Here is a 1075-nt window from a genome sequence, read left to right on the forward strand (position 1 = left end):
TCGTCCCTGGCGTCGCAGGAGCGCCGCGGTCACGGCGTACACGACGGACACGCTCATGATCAGTACGACCGACTGGCCGTCGGCGGGAAGCATCAGGGAGGCGACCGCGGCGGCCCCGACGAACGCGACGTTGAACAGCACGTCGTAGACGGAGAAAACGCGCCCCCGGAACTCGTCGTCCACCTGTGACTGCACGACGGTGTCGGTGGAGATCTTGGCGCCCTGGGTGGCGAGGCCCAGTACGAAGGCGGCGGCCAGCATCGGGCCCGGGGCGAAGAACAGGCCCAGTGCGGGGACCAGGACCGCGGCGCCGGCGGAGCAGGCCGTGATCCAGCCGCGCGTGCCCAGCCGGCCCACGAGCCAGGGCGTGATGACGGCTGCCGTGAAGAATCCGGCGCCGGAGACGCCGACCGCGATGCCCAGCAGGGCCAGGCCGTCCGACTCGTTGTCCGACCAGGAGTAGCGGCAGAGGGTCAGCAGCATGACCGTCAGCGCGCCGTAGCAGAACCGCATCATGGTCATCGCTGCGAGCGCCTGGGCGGCCTCGCGCCGTTCGGCCAGGTGCCGCAGGCCCTCGGTCATGCCCCGGACGGTCAGGGCGATCCCCTCGGCTACGGACGGGTGGGTGTGGCCAGGGGGGTGGTCGGGTCCCAGGAGCCCGATGGCCAGGCGCAGCGACATCAGGGCGGCGGCCAGATACAGCAGGGCCCCGAGCAGGACGACGAGGGCATTGGAGCCCGAGGCCAGCAGCCGTACGAGGAAGGCCAGTCCCCCGCCGGCGGTCGCCGCGAGGGTCCCGGCGGTGGGCGACAGGGCATTGGCGGTGACCAGCTTGTCCGGGCCGACGACCCGGGGCAGCGAGGCGGCGAGTCCGGCCAGGACGAAGCGGTTGACGGCGGTCACCGACAGGGCGGAGGCGTAGAAGAGCCAGTCGGGGACGTGCGCGACGATCAGCAGGCCGGTGACGCAGGCCAGGACGGCCCGCAGCAGGTTGCCGTAGAGGAAGACCTGGCGGCGCCGCCAGCGGTCCAGCAGCACGCCGGCGAAGGGGCCGATCACCGAGTAGGGCAGGAGC

At 72.3% G+C, this 1075-nt stretch carries 1 protein-coding gene; it reads right to left on the reverse strand.

What is annotated here, in order from left to right:
• On the reverse strand, nucleotides 1–1075 hold a 1075-nt coding region (locus ACFVUS_RS44125; RefSeq protein WP_387781606.1), incomplete at both ends, for an MFS transporter.

The organism is Nocardia sp. NPDC058058 (assembly GCF_042885355.1).
GTDB lineage: Bacteria > Actinomycetota > Actinomycetes > Mycobacteriales > Mycobacteriaceae > Nocardia.